The sequence below is a fragment of the Candidatus Angelobacter sp. genome (genome assembly GCA_035607015.1).
In the GTDB taxonomy this organism is placed as follows: domain Bacteria; phylum Verrucomicrobiota; class Verrucomicrobiia; order Limisphaerales; family AV2; genus AV2.
In genome coordinates this window covers 1-5,654 of the sequence record DATNDF010000477.1, presented here as the reverse complement: position 1 = coordinate 5,654, position 5,654 = coordinate 1, and the positions used below count along the sequence as shown (strand labels likewise).

The 5,654-nt window shown below is 55.9% G+C and carries 5 protein-coding genes; all 5 read left to right on the top strand.

All coding sequences use genetic code 11. From position 1 onward, the window contains the following. A partial coding sequence (locus VN887_18985; GenBank protein HXT42101.1) for a prepilin-type N-terminal cleavage/methylation domain-containing protein occupies positions 1-823 on the top strand: 823 nt, incomplete at its 5' end. 1 nt (position 824) lies between these two features. Continuing rightward, positions 825-2,621 (top strand): hypothetical protein, encoded by a 1,797-nt coding sequence (locus VN887_18980; GenBank protein HXT42100.1) that lies wholly within the window; start codon positions 825-827, stop codon positions 2,619-2,621. Continuing rightward, positions 2,618-3,199 (top strand): hypothetical protein, encoded by a 582-nt coding sequence (locus tag VN887_18975; protein ID HXT42099.1) that lies wholly within the window; start codon positions 2,618-2,620, stop codon positions 3,197-3,199. The genes VN887_18980 and VN887_18975 overlap by 4 nt, the downstream gene beginning before the upstream one ends. A gap of 120 nt (positions 3,200-3,319) precedes the next feature. Next, positions 3,320-5,002: a pilus assembly protein PilM gene (pilM, locus tag VN887_18970; protein ID HXT42098.1), complete on the top strand. Its 1,683-nt coding sequence runs from the start codon at positions 3,320-3,322 to the stop codon at positions 5,000-5,002. After that, positions 4,995-5,585 carry a hypothetical protein gene (locus tag VN887_18965; GenBank protein HXT42097.1) on the top strand — a complete coding sequence of 197 codons (591 nt, stop codon included), beginning with the start codon at positions 4,995-4,997 and terminating at the stop codon, positions 5,583-5,585. Before pilM ends, VN887_18965 begins: the two co-directional genes overlap by 8 nt. The last annotated feature ends 69 nt before the right edge of the window (positions 5,586-5,654 follow it).

The window sequence follows — 5,654 nt, the reverse complement described above, 5'->3', positions numbered from 1 at the left end:
CAGGCAATTTTCCGAACGTCGTCGCCCCTCTAAACATCCCGCTCAGCAACACAAACGCGGTTTTCGCGACGAACCGGACGTCAATTACACTTGTCTCTGCAAACCCACCTTTGAAAACGGTGCGAGTGGACTGTATCTGGTCGCTATTGTCGCGCGGACCATTTACAAACAGCGTGATCACTTATCGCGCACCCGACCAATGAAAATCAGTCCGAAACCCAGCCCGAACCGTTCGTCTGCCCGTCGCAAGGAGCGAGCGGCCTTCACACTGGTGGAGGTGATGATTGCGTCCGTTATCTTTCTCATGGTCATCGGGTCCGTGCTGACCGCAAACATTTTCGGAATCCGGATGATGCAAATCACCCAGCCAAAAATGAGCGCGAGCGTTGGAGCCCGCCAGACCGTGAGCATGTTGGTCGCGGAAATCACTTCGGCCAAGCTGGTCCGCATCGGCACCGGGGACCTGATTTCGTTCACCCGGGTTGCGGATGGCGCCCCGAAACAAGGAAACGCAATCCAACTATACCCCGGCACCGACACAAATGTTTTTGTACGGTACTACGCGGATCCGGTAAAGCAGTCGTTGAACCGAACGGCAAGCGGTGCCACCAACAGTATCATTGTGGCCGGCGGCATTACCAACATTGCGGTGTTCACCGGCGAGGACGCGCAGGGGAATATTCTGACGAACAACCAAAACAACATGACGATCGGCGTGACTCTGCAATACTCCCAGGTCGGAGGCACTAACATGACGGTAGGCCCCGGTAATTATTTCAAAAGCTACGTGTTGAACGCACGCGTTACGCGCCGGCCCCGCTGAAATGAACATCCGGTTGAACATGTGGCGGCCAGGTGGTTTTTCGTTGGCGCTCGTCCTGGTTTTCACGGGGATTCTTTTTTTGCTGCTGAGCGGTTTGTTGCTGTGGACTACGACGAACGGGAATCTCACGCAACGATACAACGAGTACTACGATTCCGTCGCCGCGTCGGAGGCCGCGACGGAAAAAGTGGTCGCCGCCGTGGCCGCGGATTTCCAACGACTTGGCGCGGGTGGAGTCGATGCCAATTTGTCCAGCTACCACGCCAACGTTCCGACGCAGTCGGAGGTCGGCGAGTGGGGAAACTATCAATTCAACGATCCATCCGGAATTCAAAACGCGACGTATGTGAGCAAGCTGACCAGCTGGCAATATACGGACCTGAAATGGAAGTATACGGGATTCAAGGGCTACGCCAGCGACTATCGGATCGTTTCCAACGCCCGCAATACTGTCTCCCGATATGCCATGACCTCAGCCGTCCGGCAGGAGATTCAGATCGCCTCAATTCCGTTGTTTGAATTTGCCGTGTTTTACGCGCTTGATATGGAAATCTGCCCCGGCTCCGGGAACATGGCTTTCAACGGGCGCGTTCACTGCAACGGAACGATTTATTGTCAACCCGCCATGCGTACCGTGACTTTTCTCGACCACGTCACGGCCGCTCAAAAGATTCTGCCCACTGCAAGTCCGAACGACCCGCTCATCCGCACCCCGGGGACAATAGTTTTCCAGGGAGAACATGACTGGAATGCGAATTCACTGAATTTGCCACTGGGCACGAATAACAGCCCGTCACTGCTGCATGCGCTCGTGGAGGTTCCGCCCGGTTCCGAGTCCCCGAGTTCATTGCTGGGACAACAACGCTATTACAACAAAGCGGATCTGATCATACTCGTTTCGAATACCACGGCCGTGGCGAAAAGCGGTTCTTATAATAATTTTGCGATCACCATCCCCTGGACGAATATTTGCGACTCCAACACCGTGGCGGTGAGCAAGACAAAGAAACGTGGAAGGGGGGCCGGGGGAAGACCAGCCACCACGAATTCCACGGACGGCGTCGTGGGAACGAATGTCACTTTTTTTAACAAACGCGAGAACGCCTCTGTTCAAACCACTGAAATTGACATTAATCAGTTGCTACAAAAATACAGTTATCTGAAGTCCGCGCTCGGACGGGACATAACAATGATATACGTAGGTGATTTCCGGACCCAGCCGGCCAACACAGAATCAGGAGTCAGAATTGTATTCGGACAGGCGCTTCCGCCGTACGGGTTGACCATCGCAACACCCAATCCACTCTATATTGAAGGAAACTACAATGTGCCCGATGCCTATTTGGGAACAACCAATACCTCCGCCTCGCTTCCCGCCTCGGTCGTCGCGGACGCGATAACTCTGTTATCCGACAACTGGGACGACACCAATAGCGCTTCCAGTCTGGGCTCTCGCGCCGCCACGAGCATAACCGTGAACAGTGCGGTCATCGCGGGCATTGTGCCGAGTGGCGGGGGCTATTATAGCGGCGGAGTGGAAAACTTTTTCCGCCTCCTCGAGGATTGGAGTTCACAAACCCTGACATTCAACGGCTCAATCGTCGTTCTCTTCCCCAGCCAGATTGCCACCGCCCCGTGGGGCCTGGTGCCAAACAATCAGGTGTTCGGCATACCCATCAGAGCGTACGGATTCGATGTTAATTTCAAAGACTACACAAAACTACCACCCGGAACGCCGGAATCGCGCACTCTCATCCGCTCGCAATGGGGCATCACTCAGGCAAACTCGACCCTGTGAAGCCCCTCGTCTTTACCATCCGTCGTTGGGGACTGGCCACCGTTCTTTGCCTGGTCGCGCACTCGTCAGCGGCCGGGTTGCGATTGTCCAGTGAGACCACGTACATAGCCGAAGTTGGTCTCGTCACGAACTATTCTCTCACGGGAGAGCGTAGAAGGCTTTCATTTATTCCACCTCCGGGGTGGAGTGTGAAACCCGACGCATCCGGCAAAACAATCCAGCTGATTCCGCAAAACTTGAATGCCGGCATCACGCTGCGGATCACCTTGGCGGAGGAAAAGGGACGCCCATCGCTGGACCCGAACAAATTACGCGAGGTGGTTTTGGAACGATACCCGGGCGCCCGGATTACCAATCAATTCACGTGCTACACCAGCGCGGAGAAGGGTATCGCCTTCGATTTCGAACGGACGGTCCAGACGAATACGCGTGCCGCCGGCCGGATGGCCTTCGTTTCGTTCGACGCGGGTACTATCGAATTCGAACTGACCACCCTTGCTGACAAGCTGCCAGATTACCGGCTCACTTTCGGTGCGGTGATGACATCATTCCATGTCGAGCCGTTCCCCGACAAATGATACCGTCCGCACCGAGCACGCGTTGGAATTCGATGGCTTGCAATCGGCTCGCCCGGCGGTATAAGGACTGACATTGCTATGGTGCCCTTCTCAAAAGTATTGCGTAAGCGGAATGAGATTGTGGCCATCGATTTCGGCTATCAGATCACCAAGGCTGTCTATCTCAAGCGCACTGCCTCCGGATTCAGTCTCGCGAAATATGTCTTCGTCGAAACGCCGATTTACGAAAAGATACCCTCGCAGGAACTGCTGACCGACCATTTGAAGAGCGTATCCGCCGCGCTTGACGCGCCGGTCAAGAATCTCGTGATCGCCATCGGCGCATCGGAGACACTGTTGTGCCACGCCGAGCTTCCGGCGACCAACGCCTCGGATCTTCGCAAAATGGTCAAACTCAGTCCGAAGACCTACCTTCAGCAGGACCTCCCCGATTTTCTTTTTGACTGCCACATGAAAATGCCCGCGAGCGATCCGGGTAATGCAAACACCGCCCGAATGAAACGGAAGACCAAAGTGCTGGTGGGCGGGGCTAAACGCCGGCTTGTCGAGAATCTTCAGGAAGCCGCAAGTGACGCCGGCTTCATCGTCGAGGAAATCACTCTGAACCAGCTCGGCGTGGTGAACGCCGTTCGCGCATTGCCGGCAGATTCCCACGCTGAAGTGGTCGCAGCCTTGGACATCGGATCGAACAACTCGACCATCGCCATTCTGATGAATGGGGAGTTCTCCCTTACTCGCACGGTGAATGTCGGGGCCGGCAAGCTGGCCGATTTTTTTGGCAAGACAGGCGCGGCTGATCTGGCCGCGGGTAAAATGGACGAGTTTCAAACGAGAGTACAGGGGCTGATTTCCGTGCTCACCCGGGAATTGACGGCTTCCATCGATTTTTTTGAAACGCAATCGGACGCGAAGGTGACTGAAATCGTGGTGTCAGGTGGCGCGGCTCGCTCCCAGTTCATTCTACAGGGCTTGGAAACAGCTTTGGAAATCCCGTGCGAGGCCTGGACCCCGGCGAAATGCCGTGGGTTGGAGCTGCCAGCACGGCAAAAGAATGAGGTGGAATATGAAGGTCCGCAGTTGGCAGTCGCCATCGGATTGGGACTCGGCAGCCTGCAATCTGATCCGATCAAAATCAACCTGCTCGCGGAAGCACAGGAAGCTGCCGAGATGCGCCGCCGCGACCCGGTGCGGCGCGCGCGTTGGGCCGCGGCCGCGGTGTTGATCCTGATTATGATGTGGGCCGCCGTCCTGGGCCTAAGGTTGCAGCGCGGAACCGCCGAACTGGCACGTCTGGGAGCCGAACAACAGGCCTTGCAAATGAATTCCGGCCAGGCGATTGCCGCCGCAAAACTCTCCGGCGACACAATGCGATCTCTGAGCGCGCTGAAGCGGCAGGCGGCCAGACGATTTTTTTTCGCTCCTACCTTGAGTGCGCTCCAATTCACAACCGTACCGAACATCCAGTTCCACAATCTTCGGATTGAGCAAACGATGGTCAATGATCCTGGCGTCAAGGCGGTTGTCGAAAATGGAGTCACACTAACGCCCGGAAAACCCGCCAGCGCGACGGAGAAAACCTTGCTTGTGATTCAGGGGAAAAACTACGCTGATTCCAAAGCCATCGACAAGCTTGTCGAAACCATCGCCAGCCACCCGCACTTCAAGCAAAACCTTCGCCGCACCGACCCGGTACTGTTGAGGGACCTCCAACCACGACAGGTCGATCCTGCCGATCCAAACCGCGCTTTTCAACTGTTCACCATCGAATGTATTTTTTCGGACCGTGTTTTCAAAGATGAATAAGCTGAGCACAGAACAGCGCAATCAGATCATCCTTACAGCCATCGGAACGCTGGCCGTGGCTGCGCTGCTCTGGTTCAGCTTGATCGGCGCCTTGCAGGCGCAACTGGCTGATCAGTCCGACAAGATCGCCAACGCCCGGTCACAATTGAACCTGGTCAAGGCGGGCATTGCCAAGGAGCAGCAGTTCCGACAGGAAGCCGAATCCGGCAGGCGCGAGCTTGGCGACCTCGAAAAAAATATGGCCGATGGCGACCTTTATCGCTGGGTGATCAATTTCCTTCGGGACGTCGAGGGCCGCCACGATATCGCAATCACCGATTTCGGCCCGCCCCAGATCGCCGAGTTCAACGTTCCCCCGCGAGTCGCCTACAAAGCAGCCAGCTATTCGATTTCGGGTACCGCCTACTACGCGGATTTCGGCTCGTTTGTGGCCGATTTGGAAAACAGCTCCCCATTCGTCCGCGTGAAAAACCTGAGTCTGCAGGCCGTCGCACCTGGCTACTCTGCTTCATCAGCATCGGAAAAACTGACGTTTCGCCTCGAGTTTCAGATACTCATCAAGTCGCCCGCCCCCCCGCCTTGAACAGACTCGTGGCCGGCCCGAACGCAGTTTTGCAAAGAGGCGCGCAGAGTCGCCAGGGTTTTTTCTCTC

Bases quoted from the DNA above. Each gene is read 5' to 3' on its own strand.
- VN887_18980 (HXT42100.1), top strand. From the start codon at position 825: ATGAACATCCGGTTGAACATGTGGCGGCCAGGTGGTTTTTCGTTGGCG.
- VN887_18965 (HXT42097.1), top strand. From the start codon at position 4,995: ATGAATAAGCTGAGCACAGAACAGCGCAATCAGATCATCCTTACAGCC.